Source organism: Achromobacter xylosoxidans (genome assembly GCF_002192695.1).
In the GTDB taxonomy this organism is placed as follows: Bacteria; Pseudomonadota; Gammaproteobacteria; order Burkholderiales; family Burkholderiaceae_B; genus Achromobacter; species Achromobacter xylosoxidans_C.
The window spans coordinates 68,583-85,009 of record NZ_MTLG01000122.1 but is presented as its reverse complement, the minus strand read 5'-3'; the positions used below and the strand labels follow the sequence as shown (position 1 = coordinate 85,009).

Genomic DNA, 16,427 nt, shown 5'->3' with positions numbered 1-16,427 from the left:
GCTTATCGGTTCAGCCCCATGGAGAAGACGAGCTTGTCGATATCGACCTGCCCCGTAAAGACGGACTCGGCAGGGCCGGTCATGCGCAATTGCTCGCCGTTCCAGGCGACGGTCAGCACGCCGCCGCGCGCTTGCACGCGCACCGGCGAGTCCAGCAGGCCGCGGCGGATGCCGGCCGCGACGGCGGCGCAGGCGCCCGTGCCGCAAGCCAGGGTTTCGCCGGCGCCGCGTTCGAACACGCGCAGGCGGATGTTGTTGCGGTCCACGATCTGCATGAAGCCGGCGTTGACGCGGCGCGGGAAGCGCGGATGGGTTTCGATCAACGGGCCCAGGACGGCCACGGGCGCGGTGTCGACGTCGTCCACCACCTGCACGGCGTGCGGATTGGAAATCGCCACGGCGGATAGCGCGACCGTGCGCGGCAGGCCGGCGGGCGAGTCCAGCTCCAGTTCCCACAGCGTGTCCTGGCCTTCGACGCGCGAGGGGAGGCCAGCGGTGTCGAATGGAAGCGCGGCGGGCTCGAAGCGCGTGCTGCCCATGTCGACGGTGACCTGTTCGTCATCGCCTTGGTCCAGCACCAGGATGCCGGTGGCGATTTCGGCGCGCAGCGGGTTGCGGTCGGACAGGCCCTGCTCATGCACGAAGCGCACGAAGCAGCGCGCGCCGTTGCCGCAGTGCTCGACCTCGCTGCCGTCGGAATTGAAAATGCGGTAGCGGAAATCGGCGTCGGGCCGGGTCGAGGGCTCGACCAGGAGGATCTGGTCGGCGCCGATGCCGAAATGTCGGTCGCCCAGGGCGCGGGCGCGCTCGGGCGTCATTTCGATGGTCTGGCGGACCCCGTCGAGCACGACGAAATCGTTGCCCGCGCCATGCATTTTGGTGAAGTTCCAGTTCATCCCTGGATTATCGCCCATATTGGGGCGCGAGCCGCGGACTCAGTAGAGTTTCGGTTCGCCCGGCGGACGGGTCTTGAAGCGGCGGTGGACCCAGTAGTACTGGCTGGGGCAGCGGCGGACCCAGGATTCCAGCTCGCGGTTCAGGCGCGCCGTGGCGTCCTCCAGCGAGTCGGTCCCCGGGAAGTCGGCCAGCGGCGGCAGCACTTCGACGTGATACCGGCCGGTATCCGGATTCCAGAAATCCAGGACCGGCATGACCACCGCATTCCATTTCCTGGCCAGCTGGGCAGTGGCGAGCAGGGTGGCCGCCGGGATCCCGAAGAAGGGCACGAACACCGCGCCCTGGCGACCGAAATCCATATCGGGCAGGTAATAGACAGGACGGGGTGCGCGCAGGTGGCGGATCAGTTCGCGCACGCCGTCCTTGCGGCTGACCAGGAAAGCCTCGTTGAAACGAGCCCGTCCCGCGGCCATGACGGCGTCGATGTTGGGGTCGCTTTGCGGGGTATACATCGTGGCGGCGCTGGGAATGTCCATCGTCAGCCGGGTGCCGCCGGCGTCCATGCCGATGAAATGGGGCGCCAGCAGGATCACCGGCCGGCCTTGGGCGATCAGCGCGTTGACTTCGTCCACGCCGCTGAGCGTCACCATCTCCCTGACAGCCTCGGGCGTGCCGTACCAGAGCACGCCACGGTCGACGATGGATTGCGCCAGCGCGCGGAAGTGGTCTGCGACCCACTGTTCGCGGACGTGTTCCGGTTGCTCGGGAAAGCACAGTTCGAGATTGCGGCGCACTATGCGTGCGCGCGATTTGACCAGCCGTGGCGCCAGCCAGCCCAGGCCCGCGCCGATGCGCAGCCGCGTCGACGGCTTGATGCGGGCGAACCATTTCAACAGGGATACCAGCGCGCGCGTTTTGAAATTAGTCATAGGTAAGGAAAGTGGAGCGGACAGGGGCGCGGCGCTTCAGTTGGCCGGGGATGCGGTGTCGGCGGCAGGTGCCGGCGGCGCGCCGCGCGGCGTCTTGTAGCGGTTGTAGCTCCAGAGGTATTGCTCCGGGCAGCGGCGGATCAGCGTTTCCATGGCGGCGTTGAGCAGCGCGGCCTGCGCTTGGGCATCGGCGGGCAGCGGCTCGGGCACGCGCACGTAGTGGATGCGCCAGCCCCGGCCCCCTGGCAGCCGTTCGCCCGCGGTCAGGATGATGGGCACGTCCGTCTGCGTGGCGAGCTTGCCGGGCAGCGTCATGGTGTAGGCCATGCGCCCGAAGAACGGCGCCCAGACGCCGTCGCCCACGCTGGGCGCCTGGTCGGGCAGCATGCCCACGGATTCGCCGCGGCGCAGGGCACGGACGAATTCACGCACCCCCTGCATGGTGGCCGGCACGGCGTTGACGGCCGAGGTGTTGCGCGCGGTTTCCAGCAGCGGGGCGAGGATGTCCTTGCGCGGGGGCCGGAACATCACGGTCATGGGCATCTGGCGCGCCAGATAGCGCGCGGTGATCTCGAAGCAGCCCAGGTGCGGCGTCAGGAACAGGATGCCGCGGTTCTCGGCGCGGGCCGCGCTGACCACCTCGTTGTCGTCCGAAATCACCTGGGCCAGGCTTTGTTCATTGCGGAACCAGACGCGCGGGCTCTCCAGGATCATGGCGCCGATTTCGCCCGCTGCGCGGCGCGCAAAGGCGGGGTCGGGATAGCCGGCCTGGGCCGCGTTGGCCTGCAGCCGCCGCCGGTATTTGCCGGGCCAGGCGTAGATCGCGCGCCCGGCGAGGCGCCCCGCGGCGTGGGCGGCGGAGAGGGGCAGGGCGGCGAATAGTCTGAACAGGAAGAGCAGCATGCGGCAGGAAAGTGGGACGGGCTGGAAGTGCGTCTGGGCCAGAAGGAATATGCATACGTCCCCCGGCTTTGGCGGCAGAACCGCATTTTCGCTTAAAATAAGTCAGTCGCCGAGTTAACCGACAACTTGCGGGGCGACGGCAAGGGTGTAGCGCTTTGCGCGCCTTTTGCCAAATCCGCTAAAGCGTCGCGCCCAGATTTGCTTATCGTCATGCGGTCAGGGGTGCAACGCGCCTCGTGAACCTATGCGCCGGCTCAGCCGGCCACCAAGGACGCATCTGTGGCCAACAACGACTTTCTCTTTACTTCCGAATCCGTCTCCGAAGGGCACCCCGACAAGGTTGCCGACCAGATCTCCGACTCGATCCTGGACGCAATCTTTACCCAGGACCCGAATGCGCGCGTCGCAGCCGAGACGCTGTGCAACACCGGCCTGGTAGTGCTGGCTGGCGAAATCACCACCACCGCCAACGTCGACTACATCCAGGTCGCGCGCGACACGATCCGCCGCATCGGCTACGACAACACCGAATACGGCATCGACTACAAGGGTTGCGCGGTGCTGGTCGCCTACGACAAGCAATCGCCGGACATCGCCCAGGGCGTGGACCGCAGCTCCGAGGACTACCTGAACCAGGGCGCGGGCGACCAAGGCCTGATGTTCGGCTATGCCTGCGACGAAACTCCTGATCTGATGCCGGCTCCGATCTGGTACGCGCACCGCCTGGTGCAGCGCCAGAGCGAACTGCGCAAGGACGGCCGCCTGCCGTGGCTGCGTCCCGACGCCAAGTCGCAAGTGACGTTCCGCTACATCGACGGCCGCCCGGCGGAAGTCGACACGGTGGTGCTGTCGACCCAGCACGCGCCCGAAGTCTCGCAAGAGACCATCCGCGAAGCGGTGATCGAAGACATCATCAAGCCCAGCTTCCCCGAAGGCCTGATCACGCCGCAAACGAAGTTCCTGGTCAACCCGACCGGCCGCTTCGTCATCGGCGGCCCGCAAGGCGATTGCGGCCTGACCGGCCGCAAGATCATCGTCGACACCTACGGCGGCGCTTGCCCGCACGGCGGCGGCGCGTTCTCGGGCAAGGATCCGTCCAAGGTCGACCGTTCGGCCGCCTACGCGGCCCGTTACGTAGCCAAGAACATCGTGGCCGCCGGCCTGGCGCGCCAGTGCCAGGTGCAGGTCAGCTACGCCATCGGCGTGGCCGAGCCCATCAACATCACCGTCTACACGGAAGGCACGGGCGTCATCCCCGACGACCAGATCGCCAAGCTGGTGCGCGAGCACTTCGACCTGCGTCCGAAGGGCATCGTCAACATGCTGGATCTGCTGCGCCCGATCTACGCCAAGACCGCGGCCTATGGCCACTTCGGCCGTTCCGAGCCGGAGTTCTCGTGGGAAGCCACGGACAAGGTGCAGGCGCTGAAGAAGGGCGCGTAAGCCCGCCTGGCGCTTGATCAAAAAAAAGCCCCTGCATAGATAATGCGGGGGCTTTTTCATTGCGGCGGGGGACCTACAGTCCCCAGGCCGACAAATCCGGCCGGCGCGGCGCCGGCGCCAGTACCGGCTCCAGCGCCGCGGCGCAATCCAGCATGGCAGCGTCGCCGCCTGCGGGCGCCAGCAGCTGCACCGCCATGGGCATGCCTTCGGCATCGAATCCCACGGGCAGCGAGATGGCGGCCGCGCCCAGGAAGTTGGCGGGGCGCAGCAGCTTGCCCAGGCCGGCGTGGTGGGTGTCGTCGCCATCCAGCGCTTGCGCGGCCTGGTCGCAGGCGGGCATCAGCAGGGCGTCCAGGCCTTGCATGGCTTGCGCGAATGCGGCCATGTCGGCGGCGCGGCGTTGCAGCGCGGCTTCGTAATCGGCCTGGGCGATGCGCCCGCCCGCCGCGATGCGCTTGCGCACCACTTCCCACAGCGGCGTGGCCGGGTCTTCGGCCAGCGTGCCGTAATAGCGGTAGGCCTCGTAGGCCAGCACCACGGAGTTGTCGTCCGCCATGCGGGCGAACGACAGGGCCGCGGGCGGATGCCAGGGCGTGGGCGTGTAGCCGGCCCGCGCCAGGTTTTCCTCGGCCTCGCGCCAGGCCTGCTGGCCGGCGTCGGCCAAGGAGGCAGGCCAGGCTTCGGGCGTCAGCACCGCTACCGGACCCGGGCGGCGCGCAACGGGCTGACGCAAGGCCGCGATGCCGCTTGCGGGGAAATCCAGCGTGGTGGCGTCGTTGATGTCGGGACCGGCCAGCAGTTGCGTCAGCAGGCGGGCGTCGGCCACATTGCGCGTGATCGGACCCAGCACGTCCAGCGTGTCAGACAGGGGCAGGCAGCCGCCGCGGCTGATGACGCCGGTGGACGGCTTGTAGCCGACCAGGCCGTTCAATGCCGCCGGCGCGCGCACCGAGCCGCCGGTGTCGCCGCCCAGCGCCAGCGGCGCCAAACCGGCGGCCACGGCCACGCCCGCGCCGCTGGACGAGCCGCCCGGCGCGCGCGCGGTCTGCGCGTCCCAGGGGTTGCGCGCCGTGCCTTGGGTGGGATTCTGGCCCGACAGGCCGAAGGCGAATTCGGTCATGCGGGTCTTGCCCAGCACCACCATGCCTTGCGCAGCCAACTGTTGCAGCGGGACCGCCGTGACGTCGCTGATCCGGCCCTGCAAGGCGAGCGAACCCAGACAGGCGCTGACGCCCGCCCATTGCACGCTGTCCTTCACCGCCACGGGCACGCCGTGCAGGGGACCCAGCACAATGCCCGCGGCCAGCAGGCGGTCGGCGGCGTCGGCCTGGGCCAGCGCGCGCTCGGCCGTGACTTCGCTGTAGGCGGCCAGCGCAGGGGCGCGCTCGATGCGGTCCAGGAAGTGGGTGGCGACCTGGCGCGAACTCAGTTCGCGCCGGCGGATGGCGCCGGCCAGGGCCTGGGCGTCTTGGAAGTGCAGGGCGGTGTCTAGTGCTGGCATGGGTCTCATCGGAAATGAAAAAGCTTTCCGGTCCTTAGGGGGCCGGAAAGCGTTTGGACGTGACGCTCGTGGTTGTTTATTTCAGGGTCTGGCCCTTGGTTTCCGGCATGCGGATGAAGGTGATCAGCGTGATCACGGCGCCCGCCAGCACGTAGTAGAAGAACCAGCGCTCCATGCCCTTGCTTTGCAGCCAGGTCAGCAGATAGGGCGTGGTGCCGCCCAGCAGCGCCACGACCAGGTTGTACGGCGTGCCGATGCCGACGGCGCGCACGCTGGTGGGGAACTGCTCGGACATGATGGCCGGCGCGATCGAGGTGTACATGGCGTACAGCACCAGGCCGAACAGTTCCACCGCCAGGATCGAACCGAACGAGGGGCCCAGCGTGGTCATCAGCGGATAGAAGAACACCAGGTAGCCGGCGGCGAAGAAGATCAGCTGCGGCTTGCGGCCGATGCGGTCGGACAGGATGCCGAACAGCGGCTGCACCAGCATGAACACGATCAGCGCGACGGTGTTGGCGGCGAAGGCGGTCTTAGGATCGGCATGCACCTGGCGGATGGCATAGGTGGGGACGTAGGCCACGAAGATGTAGAACGCGAACGTGGTCAGGATGGAGAAGCCCACGATGCGCAGCACTTCACGCGGATGGTCGCGCAGCAGGGTGCGCAGCGGCTGCTTTTCGACGCCGGCCTTCTTGGCGTGCGAGAACGCTTCGGTTTCCGGGATCGAGCGGCGGATCCACATGCCGGCCAGGCCGCCCAGCGCGCCCAGGAAGAACGGAATGCGCCAGCCCCAGGCCGCCATGTCGGCCTTGGTCAAGGTCGAGGTCAGCACCCAGCCGATGGCCGAGGCAGCCAGGATGCCCACGGCCGCGCTGAAGAACACGAAGCTGGAATAGAAGCCGCGTTTGTTGGGCGGCGCCATTTCCGCCAGGAAGGTCGTGGCCGAGGCATACTCTCCGCCCAGCGACAGGCCTTGCAAGAGGCGCGCGGCGGTCAGCAGCAGCGGAGCGGCCAGGCCGATGGAGGCGTAGGTGGGGGTGACGGCAATGATCAGCGAGCCGCCGGCCATCATCAGGATGGTCAGGCCCAGCGCGGCCTTGCGGCCGTAGCGGTCGGAGAAGATGCCCAGCAGCCAGCCGCCCACCGGGCGCATGAAGAAGCCCACGGCGAAAATGCCGAAGGTCGCCAGCAGGGCCGTGGTTTCGTTGCCTTCGGGAAAGAACTGGCTGGAGAAGAAGATGGCGAAGGACGCGTAGATGGTCCAGTCGAACCATTCGACCGCATTGCCTACACTACCGGCCAGGATGGTGCGCGCGCGGGAGACGGGCGCAGTGCCGGCCGAGGCGGCTGCCCCCTGCGGCTTGCGCAGGGATGCTGATGTGCTGCTCATGAAAACCTCAAATAAGAATTTATTTTTGGTCAAAAAGACCGTTTAATTTTGTGTTTTTATCAATGCGCGAACGTTAATTTAATGAATATGGACACGTCAAGTAAGGGTAAGCCCCTAGCTCCGGGGCTGGACGACACCGATATCGCCTGCCTGATCGCGCTGCAGGCGGACCCGCGCGCGTCCTGGCGCGAGCTGGGCGCGGCCACCGGCATCGCCGAGCGCACCGTCGCGCGCCGCATCAAGCGCCTGATGGATGCCGATGCCTTGCGTGTCATCGCCGAACTTGATCCGCTGGCCGCCGGCCGCGGCGTGGTGCTGCACGCCTGGGTGCGCTGCCGTTCGGGCCGGGTGCCGGAGGTGGCGGACCAGCTGGCGCGGCTGGACATCAGCCAGCTCGTGGTCACCTTGGCCGGTTCGGCCGACCTGATGGCCGAGCTGACGCTGGCGGACGCGGCCGACATGCCGGACGTGGTGACGCGGGTGCTGCCTTCCATCGACGGGGTGGAACACGTTGAGGCGCGGCTGGTGCTGCGGCCGTTCCGGCGCGCGGGCCAGTGGCGCATCCAGGCCGAAACAGGCGGGGCCGCGGCCGAGGCCGCTGCGGCGCAGCCGCCCGCCGCGTTGACGGAGGCCGAGCAGCGCATGGTGGCCTACCTGATGCGCGACGGCCGTGCCAGCCTGGCCGAGTTGGCCGAGCAGGCCGGCGTCAGCGAACCCACCGCGCAGCGCTTGCTGCACAACATGGTGGAGCGCCGCGCGCTGAGCTTCCGCGTGGAAGTGGAGCCGGCGCTGGTCGGCTTTCCGGTGGAGGCGGTGATTTCGGTGCAGGTGCGCCCGCAAGCCGTGGACGCGTTGGCCGCGCACCTGGCGCTGGATCCCAACACCCGCTGCCTGTTCGGCACCAGCGGCGCGTCCCAGTTGTTCTGGCACGTGCTGTGCCGCGACAGCCTGCATCTGTGGGACGTGGTGACGCGCCGCCTGGGCGAGCTGGACGGCGTGCTGAACAGCGAAGTCGGCGTGGTGATGCGGGCGCACAAGCGCTGCGGCATCGTGCGCGCCGGCGCGCGGCTGGGGGCGGACGCCTGACGTTCCCTCCGCGGCGGGACGGGACGCAAGCGCCCGTTCACCAGACCGCGCCGTCCGAGCCCGGCGCCCGCAGATGCCGGGCAAAGCGCTGCGACAGGAACTCCACGAAGGCGATCGTCTTGGCCGGCAGGTTCAGGCGTTCGGGGTAGAGCGCGTGGATGTCGGCGGGCGGCGTGCGCCAGTCGGCCAGCACTGCCCGCAGGCGGCCGGCGCGCAGGTGCTCGGCCGTTTCCCATTCCGAACGCATGACGATGCCGTGGCCGTCCAGCGCCCATTCCAGGGCGCTTTGCCCATCGTTGGAACTGAGCGGGCCGCGCACCTTCACGGTCTCCGCACGCTGGCCCGATTCCAGCCGCCAGGTGCCGTAGGCCACGTCGTTCTCGCGCACCACGATGCAACGGTGACGTTGCAGGTCGCCCGGCGCGCGCGGCTCGCCATGGATTTCCAGGTAGCGCGGCGACGCGCACAGCAGCCGCCGGTTGGACGCGATCTTGCGCGCGGTCAGGCGCGCATCGGGCAGGTCGCCAAAGCGCACCGCCACGTCGAAGCCTTCTTCGATCAGGTTCAGCGGCCTGTCGGTCAGCCGCATCTGCACTTCCACTTCCGGGTACTGGCGGGCGAAGTCCGACACGGCGGGCACGATGTGGGCGCGGCCGAAGCCGAATGTGGCGTTCAGCCGCAGCAGCCCCTGGGGACGGGCGCGGGCGCTCGATACGGAGCGTTCCAGCGCCTCCAGATCCGTCAGGATGCGTGCGCCCTCGGCCAGATACAACTCGCCTTCCTGCGTGACGCTGACCCGGCGGGTGGTGCGGTTCAGCAGCCGCACGCCCAGGCGCTGCTCCAGCTTGGCCAGGCGCGTGCTGACCGCGGGCGGCGTCAGGCCTAGTTCGCGGGCGGTGGCGGACAGATTGCCGTGCTTCACCACCAGCGAGAAGAAGGCGAGATCGGAGAGGGCGTCCATGCGCTTATTTATAAACTGAATTTAATAAAGCTTTATCTGGATAAGTAATTATAAGAACCGGACCGGCTTATACACTGGCCTCACCACTAAAGAGCCGCCTGGCGCGGCCAACCGAGGAGACCAGGAATGAAGATCAACAAAGTTGCCGGCGTTCTATGCGCGGCCATTGCCGCATCCTGTTGGACCCAACCGGCCGCCGCCGACGCCTTTCCCCAGCGCGCCGTGACGCTCATCGTGCCGTTCGCGCCCGGCGGCAGCGTGGACATCGCCGCGCGCCTGATTTCGGATGCCTGGGGCCGTGCGCTGGGGCAGAGCGTGGTGGTGGAGAACCGCGCAGGCGCCTCCGGCAACATCGGCATGGCCGCCGTGGCGCGCGCCGAGCCCAACGGCTACACGCTGGCCGTCAACACCATGTCGCTGGCGATCAACCCGGCGCTGTTCCAGAACATGCCGTTCGACACGGCCAAGGACCTGCGTTCCGTTGGCACGATAGGGACGTCGCAGCACGTGCTGACGGTGACCAACCAGCTACCGGTGGCCAATGTGAGCGAGCTGCTGGCCTATGTGCGCGAGCGCCCCGCCAATGACCTGAGCTTCGGCTCGGCGGGCACGGGCAGCACCTTCCACATGGCCGCGGAACTGTTCAAGTCGGTGTCCAAGACCCAGATCCTGCACGTGCCCTACAAGGGCGGCGGCCCGGCCATGGTGGACACCATCAGCGGCCAGGTGCAGATGAGCTTTCCGGTGCTGTCCGCGGCCAAGCCGCAGGTCGACGGCAAGAAGCTCAAGGCGCTGGGCGTGACCGGCATCACGCGTTCGCCGCTATTGCCTGACGTGCCCACCATCGCCGAGTCCGGCCTGCCGGGCTACGAGTTCAACACCTGGTTCGTCATCAGCGCGCCCGCCGGCACGCCGCAAGCCGTGATCGACACGCTGAACGCCAAGCTTGAACAGGCCCTGCGCTCGCCGGAGCTGGCGCAGCGCATGGGCCGCGAAGGCTTCGATCCGCTGATTTCCTCGCCCGCCAAGACCGACGCCATGGTGGCCGCCGAGATGACGCGCTGGGCCGGCATCGTCAAGGACGCCGGCATCCAGGCCAACTGACCGGGCCGCAAGACCCAACTACGAAGGACGCAAGACATGCCCGGCATGACGCTGTACGACAAACTGGTGGCCAGCCATGAGGTGGCCCGGATCGACGACGAGCACATCCTGCTTTACGTCGATCTGCACATCATGAACGAATACACCAGCCCGCAGGCTTTCAGCGGCCTGGCCGCGCGCGGGCGCGGGGTGCTGCGTCCCGGGCAGCAGATGGCGGTGGTGGACCACATCATCCCCACGCATCCGGTGCCGGCGGCGCTGCGCGTGATCCCTGATGATGCCTCGTCGCGCCAGGCGCTCAACCTCAAGCGCAATTGCGACGAGCAGGGCATCGCGCTGTTCGACACCACCGATCCGCTGCAAGGCATCGAACACGTGATCGCGCCCGAGCATGGCATGGTGCTGCCGGGCATGGTGGTGCTGTGCGGCGACAGCCACACCACCACCTATGGCGCCTTGGGGGCGCTGGGCTTTGGCATCGGCACGTCCGAGGTCGAACACATATTGGCCACGCAGACGCTGGCGTACCGGGTGGCGCGCAACATGCGCATCCGCGTCGATGGCGCGCTGCCGGCTGGCGTCACGGCCAAGGACCTGGTGATCTGCATCGTGCACCGCATCGGCGCGCAGGGCGCGCGCGGGCATGCCGTGGAGTTCTGTGGCGAGGCCATCGCCGCGATGTCCGCCGAGGCCCGCATGACCTTGTGCAACATGACGGTGGAAGCCGGCGCCCGTGCCGCGCTGATCGCGCCGGACGCCACCACCGAGGCCTACGTCGCCGCGCATGCGCCGGAATTGCAAGGCGAGACGCTGGCCCAGGCCCGCGCCTATTGGGCCACGCTGCGCTCGGACGAGGGCGCCGTATTCGACGCCGAACACGTGCTGGATGCCGCCGCGATCGCGCCCTTCGTCACCTGGGGCACCAGCCCGGACCAGGCCATGCCGGTGGACGGCGTGGTGCCGGACCCGCGGGCCGAGCCGGACGCGCTGGCCCGCCTGGCGCTGGAGAAAGCCATGGATTACATCGGCCTGGCGCCGGGCATCCCGATAGCCGGCGTGCCGATAGACCGCGTGTTCATCGGCTCCTGCACCAACGGGCGCATCGAGGACCTGCGCGCAGCGGCGGCCATCGTGCGCGGCCGCAAGGTGGCCGCCGGCGTGCGGGCCATGGTGGTGCCCGGATCGGGCGCGGTGCGCGCGCAGGCCGAGGCCGAGGGCATCGCGGCGCAACTGATCGAGGCCGGTTTCGAGTGGCGCCAGCCCGGCTGTTCCATGTGCCTGGCCATGAATGACGATGTGCTCAGTCCGGGCGAGCGCTGCGCCTCCACCACCAACCGCAATTTCGAAGGACGCCAGGGGCGCGCGGGCCGCACGCACCTGATGTCTCCGGCCATGGCTGCGGCTGCCGCGCTGGCCGGCCGCATCGTCGACGTCCGCGTCTGGGAGCAACAAGCATGACCGCAACCATCGAGGGCGTCGCCGCGCCGCTGCCTTTCTCCAATCTGGATACCGACCAGATCATGCCCAAGCAGTTCCTGCGCATCATCGACAAGACAGGGCTGGACCGGGGGCTGCTGCATGACCTGCGCTTTGACGCGGACGGCGCGCCCAGGCCCGATTTCGTGCTGAACCAACCCGCCTATGCCGGCGCGTCCATCGTGGTGGCGGGGCCGAACTTCGGCTGCGGTTCCAGCCGCGAGCATGCGGTGTGGGGCTTGCAGCAGTTCGGCATACGCGCTGTGATCGCGCCCAGCTTCGGCGAGATCTTCTATTTCAATGCCGTGAACAACGGCCTGCTGTTGATCAGCCTGGCGCCGGCCCAGATCGACGCCTTGCTCGCCAGGGTGTCCAATACGGCCACCCACCGCGTCAGCATCGACGTGGCGGCTGGGCGCGTCACAGCCGCGGATGGCTGGACCGCGGCGTTCACGCTGCCCGAGCGGCACCGCCGCATGTACGTGCAAGGGCAGGACATGGTGGGCGCATCACTGCAGCAGCTGGACGAGGTGGAACGTTTCGAAGCCCGCCATTGGGCGCGGCATCCCTGGATGAAAGACCTGGCGCGCCGCGTGCGCGACCGCCTGGACCGAGAGGCCGTATGACCGCATTCTTCGACCTGCCCGTGCGCCGCATCGCGGCCAACGGCATCGAGATCGCCGCGCGCGTGGATGGCGCGGGCCCGCCGCTGCTGTTGTTGCACGGACATCCCCAGACCCACGCCATCTGGCACCGCGTCTGGCCGGAACTGACGCGCCACCGCACTTGTGTGGCGGCGGATCTGCGCGGCTATGGGGACAGCGACAAGCCCGCCGCGTCGCCGGACCACTCAGCCCATTCCAAGCGCGAGATGGCGGCCGACATGGTCGGGTTGATGCGCGCCCTGGGCCACGAGCGCTTCGAGGTGCTGGCGCACGACCGCGGCGCGCGCGTGGCGCACCGCCTGGCGCTGGACCATCCCGCCGCCGTCAGCCGCATGATGCTGCTGGACATCGCGCCCACGCTGGACATGTACGAAGGCACCACGCGCGCCTTCGCCCAGGCCTATTTCCACTGGTTCTGGCTGATCCAGCCGGCGCCGCTGCCCGAAACCATGATCGAGCGCGACCCGGTGTTCTATCTGCGTTCCGTGATGGGCGGGCGGCCCGGCGGGTTGGCGCACTTTTCCGCCGAGGCCATGGCCGAGTACGAACGCGCCGCGCAACTGCCCGGCTGGGCCACGGGCATCTGCGAGGACTACCGCGCTTCCGCCACGCTGGACCTGGAGCATGACCGCGCCGGCCGGGAGGCCGGCGAACGCCTGCGCATGCCGCTGCGTGCGCTGTGGGGCGAGCGCGGCGCCGTGGGCCGGAACTTCGACGTGCTGGCGCTGTGGCGCGCGATCGCGGACGAGGTGTCCGGCGGTCCGTTGCCGGGCGCGCACTATCTGGCGGAAGAGTGTCCGGATGCGCTGCTGGTCCAGGCCGGGGAGTTTTTCGGCTGGCGCTAGCGGCGGCTTGGCATGCATGTAGCACCCCGCGCGCGGACGGGTATTCAAGTCCGGGCGGGGCATAGGGCCTTCCAAAAGGGGACGCACTGCCGGTGTTAACCTACGCCCGATGAATCAGCACCACGTCGACCTCTCCAAATTGCCAGAGCCCGAAGACGCGCAACGCGCCTTCAAGGCCACGGATTCGCCCTGCGTGGCCGTCTGCTCCACGCTGTTTGACGACATCTGCCGCGGCTGCGGCCGCACCGCCATGGAAGTCGCCAACTGGGTCTTCATGACGGAAGAGGAAAAGCGCGAAGTCTGGGTGCGCATCACCGCGCAAGGGTATCCCCGCCGCAACAACTAGCCGGCGGCCGCGCAGGCCGTCTTGGGCATGTCACATGGCGCGGGCTAAATCGCGCTATTGCCCACTTCCGGCTCCATCATGCGCATCGTCCTGGTCACGGATGCCTGGCATCCGCAAGTCAACGGCGTCGTCCGCACCTGGACGACCATGCAGCAGATCCTTGGAGAATGGGGCCACGAGCTGATCGTGGTGAACCCGCAGGGCAGCCGCACCGTTCCGGCGCCTTCCGAACCCGACCTGCGGCTGTGTCTGCAGCCCGGCCGGCAATTGCGCCGCATCCTGGGCGACACCGTGCCCGACGCCCTGCATATCGCGACCGAAGGCCCGCTGGGCCTGGCCGCGCGCCGCATGGCGCTGGCGCGGGGCTGGCGCTTCACGACCTCGTTCCACACCATGTTCCCGGACTATCTGCAGGCGCGCATGGGCATCCCGGCGGCCTTGCCGTGGCGCTATCTGCGCTGGTTCCACCGGCCCTCGCAGCGGGTGCTGGTGCCCACGCCCACGGTGCGCGACGTGCTGGCGCGGCGCGGCCTGGCGAACTTGCAGATCTGGTCGCGCGGCGTGGACCCGCGCAAGTTCCGGCCGGGCGCCGGCCAGGCGTTCCCCGATCTGCCCCGTCCCGTATTCCTGAGCGTCGGCCGCGTGGCGCGCGAGAAGAACCTGGACGCCTTCCTGTCGCTGGACCTGCCGGGCAGCAAGGTGGTGGTGGGCGCGGGGCCGGATGAGGCGCGGCTGAAGAAGCGCTTTCCCGGCGCCATTTTCATGGGCATGCGGCAAGACGAAGCGCTGCCTGCGCTCTACGGATCGGCCGACGTCTTCGTGTTTCCCAGCCTGACGGACACCTTCGGCCTGGTCATGCTGGAGGCCATGGCCTGCGGCACGCCGGTGGCCGCCTTCCGCAGCGAGGCGCCGCTGGCGGTGGTGGCCCAGGGCGTCACCGGTTTCCTGGATGAAGACCTGGGCCACGCCTGCCGCGCGGCCCAGGCATTGGACCGTCATGCGGTGCGCGAACACGCGCTGACGCGCAGCTGGGACTCGGTCGCTTCGACCCTGCTGGCTGCACTGGTGCCGCTGGACGGGAGCGCGCGCGGCGCGGAGATGTCCGGCATGTCCGAAGAGACGGCGCCAGCCCGGCGGCCCGGCGGTGAAATGCCCGCCAGGGAGCCAGGGGTTTGATCCTGGCGGGACGGTTCCCGGGTACAATCCCCGGCAATCCTGAGGAGCGTTGCGACGACCCTGCGGTTCCCTCCAGCCAATACGGCGGTGGAACCAGGCTCGCCAGGCTCAGGAATCCTTGTTCAAGCGGCGCGCCTTGCGCGGCGCTACAGCAACGGCGCTCACCTTTGTCGCATATGGCGGGAAAGGCGAGCACTCGACCTTCGTGGTGTCTTCGCGTTGTCCGGCCATATCGTGCGCCGTTCGTATTTCACGTGGAGCCTACACACCATGAACGCTGTGACCGATAAATCCTTCTCCGATTACCTCGTTGCCGACATGTCGCTGGCCGGCTGGGGCCGTCGCGAACTCGCCATCGCCGAAACCGAAATGCCCGGCCTGATGGCCATCCGCGAGGAATTCGCCGCCAAGCAGCCGCTCAAGGGCGCGCGCATCGCCGGCAGCCTGCACATGACCATCCAGACCGGCGTGCTGATCGAAACGCTGGTGGCCCTGGGCGCCGAAGTGCGCTGGGCCTCGTGCAATATCTTCTCCACGCAGGACCACGCCGCCGCCGCCATCGCCGCGTCGGGCACGCCGGTCTTCGCCGTCAAGGGCGAAACGCTGGAAGAGTACTGGCAGTACACCCACAAGATCTTTGAATGGCCCAATGGCGAAAACGCCAACATGATCCTCGACGACGGCGGCGACGCCACCTTGATGCTGCACCTGGGCACCAAGGCCGAGAAGGACATCTCGGTGCTGGCCAACCCGGGCAGCGACGAAGAGCGCATCCTGTTCGCCGCCATCAAGGAAACCCTCAAGCGCGATCCCAAGTGGTATTCGACCCGCCTGGCCCTGATCAAGGGCGTGACGGAAGAAACCACCACCGGCGTGCATCGCCTGTACCAGATGTCGCAAAAGGGTGAGCTGGCCTTCGCCGCCATCAACGTCAACGACTCGGTCACCAAGTCCAAGTTCGACAACCTGTACGGCTGCCGCGAATCGCTGGTCGACGGCATCAAGCGCGCCACCGACGTGATGGTCGCCGGCAAGGTTGCGGTCGTGGCCGGCTACGGCGACGTGGGCAAGGGCTGCGCCCAGGCGCTGGTCGCGCTGCGCGCCCAGGTCTGGGTCACCGAAGTCGATCCGATCTGCGCGCTGCAGGCCGCCATGGAAGGCTTCAAGGTCGTGACCATGGAAGAAGCCGCCGCCCACGGCGACATCTTCGTCACCGCCACCGGCAACTACCACGTCATCACGCGTGAGCACATGAACGCCATGAAGGACCAGGCCATCGTGTGCAACATCGGCCACTTCGACAACGAAATCGACGTTGCCAGCCTGGCCGACTGCAAGTGGGAAGAGATCAAGCCGCAAGTCGACCACGTCATCTTCCCGGACGGCAAGCGCATCATCCTGCTGGCCCAGGGCCGCCTGGTGAACCTGGGTTGCGCCACCGGCCACCCCTCGTTCGTGATGTCGTCCTCGTTCGCCAACCAGACCATCGCCCAGATCGAGCTGTACACGCGCAACGAAGCCTACACCTCGGGCCAGGTCTACGTGCTGCCCAAGCACCTGGACGAAAAGGTCGCCCGCCTGCACCTGAAGAAGCTGGGCGTGAAGCTCACGACCCTGCGCCAGGACCAGGCCGACTACATCAACGTGCCGGTGCAAGGCCCCTACAAGCCCGAGCACTACCGCTATTGATGGTTGTAGCAAA

At 68.0% G+C, this 16,427-nt stretch carries 15 protein-coding genes and 1 riboswitch; of the genes, 9 read left to right on the top strand and 6 right to left on the bottom strand.

Annotated elements, in window-relative coordinates:
• Nucleotides 1-2 precede the first annotated feature (2 nt).
• The 3 genes from dapF to BRO63_RS30795 are packed head-to-tail and all read right to left on the bottom strand — an operon-like array spanning nucleotide 3 to nucleotide 2,729.
• Nucleotides 3-914: a diaminopimelate epimerase gene (gene dapF, locus BRO63_RS30805; RefSeq protein ID WP_088143371.1), complete on the bottom strand. Its 912-nt coding sequence runs from the start codon at nucleotides 912-914 to the stop codon at nucleotides 3-5.
• Between the two features lie 21 nt (nucleotides 915-935).
• A complete protein-coding gene (locus BRO63_RS30800; RefSeq protein WP_088143370.1) occupies nucleotides 936-1,826 on the bottom strand; it encodes a lysophospholipid acyltransferase family protein in 891 nt (296 codons plus the stop codon).
• 36 nt (nucleotides 1,827-1,862) lie between these two features.
• Nucleotides 1,863-2,729, bottom strand: a complete 867-nt coding sequence (locus BRO63_RS30795) for a lysophospholipid acyltransferase family protein (RefSeq protein WP_088143369.1) — start codon at nucleotides 2,727-2,729, stop codon at nucleotides 1,863-1,865.
• Between the two features lie 279 nt (nucleotides 2,730-3,008).
• Here BRO63_RS30795 and metK point away from each other — a divergent pair, with 279 nt between their 5' ends.
• Entirely contained in the window at nucleotides 3,009-4,172 is a 1,164-nt protein-coding gene (gene metK / locus BRO63_RS30790) for a methionine adenosyltransferase (protein ID WP_088143368.1), read from the top strand.
• 73 nt (nucleotides 4,173-4,245) lie between these two features.
• Here metK and BRO63_RS30785 read toward each other — a convergent pair whose 3' ends face one another.
• Nucleotides 4,246-5,673 carry an amidase gene (locus tag BRO63_RS30785; RefSeq protein WP_088143367.1) on the bottom strand — a complete coding sequence of 476 codons (1,428 nt, stop codon included), beginning with the start codon at nucleotides 5,671-5,673 and terminating at the stop codon, nucleotides 4,246-4,248.
• Nucleotides 5,674-5,749: 76 nt separating this feature from the next.
• Nucleotides 5,750-7,066, bottom strand: coding sequence for an MFS transporter (locus tag BRO63_RS30780; protein WP_088143366.1), 1,317 nt, complete (start codon nucleotides 7,064-7,066; stop codon nucleotides 5,750-5,752).
• A gap of 81 nt (nucleotides 7,067-7,147) precedes the next feature.
• Between BRO63_RS30780 and BRO63_RS30775 the strand changes: the two genes are divergently transcribed.
• Nucleotides 7,148-8,152, top strand: a complete 1,005-nt coding sequence (locus tag BRO63_RS30775; protein WP_088143365.1) for an Lrp/AsnC family transcriptional regulator — start codon at nucleotides 7,148-7,150, stop codon at nucleotides 8,150-8,152.
• A 37-nt stretch (nucleotides 8,153-8,189) separates the two neighbouring features.
• Here the strand turns inward: BRO63_RS30775 and BRO63_RS30770 are convergent, their stop codons facing one another.
• A complete protein-coding gene (locus BRO63_RS30770; protein WP_088143364.1) occupies nucleotides 8,190-9,113 on the bottom strand; it encodes a LysR family transcriptional regulator in 924 nt (307 codons plus the stop codon).
• 126 nt (nucleotides 9,114-9,239) lie between these two features.
• On the opposite strand from BRO63_RS30770, the gene BRO63_RS30765 reads away from it, so the two are divergent.
• From BRO63_RS30765 to ahcY, 7 genes are all read left to right on the top strand, one after another.
• Entirely contained in the window at nucleotides 9,240-10,217 is a 978-nt protein-coding gene (locus tag BRO63_RS30765; RefSeq protein ID WP_088143363.1) for a tripartite tricarboxylate transporter substrate binding protein, read from the top strand.
• A gap of 36 nt (nucleotides 10,218-10,253) precedes the next feature.
• Nucleotides 10,254-11,675 (top strand): 3-isopropylmalate dehydratase large subunit, encoded by a 1,422-nt coding sequence (leuC, locus tag BRO63_RS30760; RefSeq protein WP_088143362.1) that lies wholly within the window; start codon nucleotides 10,254-10,256, stop codon nucleotides 11,673-11,675.
• Nucleotides 11,672-12,319, top strand: coding sequence for a 3-isopropylmalate dehydratase small subunit (leuD, locus tag BRO63_RS30755; RefSeq protein ID WP_088143361.1), 648 nt, complete (start codon nucleotides 11,672-11,674; stop codon nucleotides 12,317-12,319). Before leuC ends, leuD begins: the two co-directional genes overlap by 4 nt.
• The gene (locus tag BRO63_RS30750) at nucleotides 12,316-13,203 is read left to right on the top strand and encodes an alpha/beta fold hydrolase (protein ID WP_088143360.1); all 888 of its coding nucleotides are present in this window, start codon (nucleotides 12,316-12,318) and stop codon (nucleotides 13,201-13,203) included. The genes leuD and BRO63_RS30750 overlap by 4 nt, the downstream gene beginning before the upstream one ends.
• Before the next feature lie 109 nt (nucleotides 13,204-13,312).
• Nucleotides 13,313-13,549, top strand: coding sequence for a DUF1289 domain-containing protein (locus BRO63_RS30745; RefSeq protein ID WP_088143359.1), 237 nt, complete (start codon nucleotides 13,313-13,315; stop codon nucleotides 13,547-13,549).
• 78 nt (nucleotides 13,550-13,627) lie between these two features.
• Entirely contained in the window at nucleotides 13,628-14,725 is a 1,098-nt protein-coding gene (locus tag BRO63_RS30740) for a glycosyltransferase family 4 protein (protein WP_088143481.1), read from the top strand.
• A gap of 35 nt (nucleotides 14,726-14,760) precedes the next feature.
• Nucleotides 14,761-14,895: riboswitch (S-adenosyl-L-homocysteine riboswitch) on the top strand.
• Nucleotides 14,896-14,995: 100 nt separating this feature from the next.
• Nucleotides 14,996-16,414, top strand: coding sequence for an adenosylhomocysteinase (gene ahcY, locus BRO63_RS30735; protein ID WP_088143358.1), 1,419 nt, complete (start codon nucleotides 14,996-14,998; stop codon nucleotides 16,412-16,414).
• The last annotated feature ends 13 nt before the right edge of the window (nucleotides 16,415-16,427 follow it).

What these genes read in the sequence shown, in the direction of transcription:
- leuC (WP_088143362.1), top strand. Translation starts at nt 10,254, where the DNA reads ATGCCCGGCATGACGCTGTACGACAAACTGGTGGCCAGCCATGAGGTG.
- BRO63_RS30745 (WP_088143359.1), top strand. Translation starts at nt 13,313, where the DNA reads ATGAATCAGCACCACGTCGACCTCTCCAAATTGCCAGAGCCCGAAGAC.
- BRO63_RS30785 (WP_088143367.1), bottom strand. Translation starts at nt 5,673, where the DNA reads ATGCCAGCACTAGACACCGCCCTGCACTTCCAAGACGCCCAGGCCCTG.
- BRO63_RS30800 (WP_088143370.1), bottom strand. Translation starts at nt 1,826, where the DNA reads ATGACTAATTTCAAAACGCGCGCGCTGGTATCCCTGTTGAAATGGTTC.
- dapF (WP_088143371.1), bottom strand. Translation starts at nt 914, where the DNA reads ATGGGCGATAATCCAGGGATGAACTGGAACTTCACCAAAATGCATGGC.
- BRO63_RS30775 (WP_088143365.1), top strand. Translation starts at nt 7,148, where the DNA reads ATGAATATGGACACGTCAAGTAAGGGTAAGCCCCTAGCTCCGGGGCTG.
- leuD (WP_088143361.1), top strand. Translation starts at nt 11,672, where the DNA reads ATGACCGCAACCATCGAGGGCGTCGCCGCGCCGCTGCCTTTCTCCAAT.
- BRO63_RS30795 (WP_088143369.1), bottom strand. Translation starts at nt 2,729, where the DNA reads ATGCTGCTCTTCCTGTTCAGACTATTCGCCGCCCTGCCCCTCTCCGCC.
- ahcY (WP_088143358.1), top strand. Translation starts at nt 14,996, where the DNA reads ATGAACGCTGTGACCGATAAATCCTTCTCCGATTACCTCGTTGCCGAC.
- BRO63_RS30780 (WP_088143366.1), bottom strand. Translation starts at nt 7,066, where the DNA reads ATGAGCAGCACATCAGCATCCCTGCGCAAGCCGCAGGGGGCAGCCGCC.
- BRO63_RS30750 (WP_088143360.1), top strand. Translation starts at nt 12,316, where the DNA reads ATGACCGCATTCTTCGACCTGCCCGTGCGCCGCATCGCGGCCAACGGC.
- BRO63_RS30740 (WP_088143481.1), top strand. Translation starts at nt 13,628, where the DNA reads ATGCGCATCGTCCTGGTCACGGATGCCTGGCATCCGCAAGTCAACGGC.
- BRO63_RS30770 (WP_088143364.1), bottom strand. Translation starts at nt 9,113, where the DNA reads ATGGACGCCCTCTCCGATCTCGCCTTCTTCTCGCTGGTGGTGAAGCAC.
- BRO63_RS30765 (WP_088143363.1), top strand. Translation starts at nt 9,240, where the DNA reads ATGAAGATCAACAAAGTTGCCGGCGTTCTATGCGCGGCCATTGCCGCA.